1 protein-coding gene and 1 pseudogene are annotated in these 2,535 nt (G+C 70.8%); both read right to left on the minus strand.

The genetic code is table 11. The annotated features are described in order from the left end of the window. Positions 1 to 130: 130 nt before the first annotated feature. Positions 131 to 1,012, minus strand: a pseudogene (locus Q1V88_RS16165) (Re/Si-specific NAD(P)(+) transhydrogenase subunit alpha); the annotation flags it as partial. Between the two features lie 153 nt (positions 1,013 to 1,165). After that, positions 1,166 to 2,535 (minus strand): acetoacetate--CoA ligase (locus Q1V88_RS16170; protein ID WP_300682326.1); only part of this gene is annotated, 1,370 nt, incomplete at its 5' end.

Consider the following 2,535-nt stretch of genomic DNA (forward strand, 5'->3'; position numbering starts at 1 on the left):
CCGCCGACGTCGACATCATCATCACCACCGCGCTCATCCCCGGACGCCCGGCGCCGCGCCTCATCACCGCCGCCGACGTCGCCACGATGAAGCCGTGCTCGGTCGTGATGACCTGGTCGGCGACGCTGCCCTCGACGTTGCCGCCCTGGGCGGCCGCCATGTCGACGATGACCGAGCCCGGCTTCATCGTGGCGACGTCGGCGGCGGTGATGAGGCGCGGCGCCGGGCGTCCGGGGATGAGCGCGGTGGTGATGATGATGTCGACGTCGGCGGCCTGGTCGCTGTAGAGCTTCGCCGCAGCCTCGTTGTAGGCCTCCGAGGTCGCGGTCGCATAGCCGGTGCCCGACTGCTCCTGCACCTCGTCGACCACGACGGGGAGGTACTCGCCGCCGAGCGACTTCACCTGGTCGGCGACCTCGGGCCGCGGGTCCGTGGCGCGCACGATCGCACCCAGCGACGACGCGGCACCGATCGCGGCGAGCCCGGCGACACCGGCACCCGCGACGAGCACCTTCGCGGGCGGCACCTTGCCCGCGGCCGTGACCTGGCCGGTGAAGAACCGGCCGAAGTGGTGGGCGGCCTCGATCACCGCGCGGTAGCCCGCGATGTTCGCCATCGAGGACAGCACGTCCATCGACTGTGCCCGCGAGATGCGCGGTACGGCGTCCATGGCCAGCGCGGTCACGCCGGCGTCGGCCAGGGCGCGCACCAGCTCCTCGTTGAGCGCCGGCGCCAGCAGCGACACCAGGAACGTGCCGCGGCGCAGCCGCGAGACCTCCTCCAGCGTCGGGCCGTTGACCCGGAACACCACGTCCGAGCCCCAGGCGTCGTCGGCACTGCCGATGGTCGCGCCGGCCTCGGCGTACGCCTCGTCAGCGAAGCTCGACAGGGCGCCGGCGCCGGTCTCGATGAGGACGTCGTAGCCGAGTCCCGTCAGCTGCTTGACCGTCGCAGGGGTCGCGGCGACCCGGGTCTCTCCGGGCTTGGTCTCACGTGTGACACCGATGCGCATCCAGGCTTCTCCTTGTCTGGGCGTAACCCCGTCCGGGGTAGGGGGAACCTTGCCAGCACTGCCATGACCCGGGAAGTCGATCTCATCCGCCATGTGGATCGGATCGTTCCAAAGAGACAGGCCTCACACTCTCACCCGAACGACGGACCTGACTCAACCCTGGACGGGAGCCTGGACAGGCGCCGGGTGATCGGCGACGTAGTCGACGAACCAGTCGAACGCCTCGGGGTTCGCCAGCGCGTCCCTGGTCGCCACCGTGGCGGGATCGGCCCCGAGGAAGAGCCGCTTCACCGGGATCTCCAGCGCCTTGCCCGTCAGGGTGCGCGGGACCGCCGGCACCCGCACCACCACGTTCGGCACATGGCGCGGGGAGCAGTCGCTGCGGATGCGCCTCCTGATCTCGGCGACGAGATCGTCGCTCAGCTCCTCGGGTGTCACGACGAACAACGGCATCCACGAGTCGGCGGCGGGGTCCTTGGCCGGTACGTCGACCACGAGGGCGTCACTCACGCCGTCGACCGCCAGCACGGCGGCGTAGATCTCGGCGGTGCCCATCCGGATGCCGCCGCGGTTGATGGTCGCGTCCGAGCGCCCATGGATGACGCAGGTGTTGCGCGGGGTGATCTCGAGCCAGTCGCCGTGGCGCCACACCCGGCGCCCGTCCTGAGGCGGGTAGAAGTCGAAGTAGGCCTCGCGATAGCGCGAGCCGTCGGGGTCGTTCCAGAAGCCGACCGGCATCGACGGCATCGGGCGGGTGATGACCAGCTCGCCGACCTCACCGAGCACGGGGTGGCCGTGCTCGTCCCAGGCCTCCACCGCGCATCCCAGCGACCGGGCCTGGATCTCCCCGACCCACACCGGCAGGGTCGGCACGCCCCCGACGAACGCCGAGCAGACGTCGGTGCCTCCCGAGATGGAGAACAGCCAGGTGCGCTCACCCAGGTGGTCCCAGACCCACTCGAAGCCGGCGGCGCTGAGCGGTGAGCCGGTCGAGCCGACCGCCCGCAGGCTCGGCAGCGGCGGAGGCGTGACGCCCGCCTTCATCTGCGCGTGGATGAAGGCGGCGCTGGTGCCGAACACGGTGATGCCGGCGTCGCGCGCCAGCTGCCACAGGTCGTCCGACGGCAGGCCGTCGTAGAGCACGATCTCGGCCGGCGTCAGCAGCATCGAGACCAGGAAGTTCCACATCATCCAGCCGGTCGTGGTGAACCAGAAGACGCGGTCACCCTGCTTCGCGTCGACATGGAGCCCGGCCACCTTGAGGTGCTCGAGCAGGATGCCGCCGTGGCCGTGCACGATCGCCTTCGGCTTCCCACTGGTGCCGCTGGAGTAGAGGATCCACAGCGGGTGGGCGAACGGCACGCGCTCGAACTCGAGTGCCTCCTCGGTGTCGGCGAAGACCTCGTCCCAGTCGCCCTCGTCGCCGAGATAGGGCAGCACCACCGTCCGCGTCACCGTCGGCAGGCCGGCGGTCAGCTCCGCGACCACCGAGCGCCGGTCGAAGTCCCTGCCGCCGTAGCGAT

The sequence above is a fragment of the Nocardioides sp. genome (genome assembly GCF_030150155.1).
In the GTDB taxonomy this organism is placed as follows: domain Bacteria; phylum Actinomycetota; class Actinomycetes; order Propionibacteriales; family Nocardioidaceae; genus Nocardioides.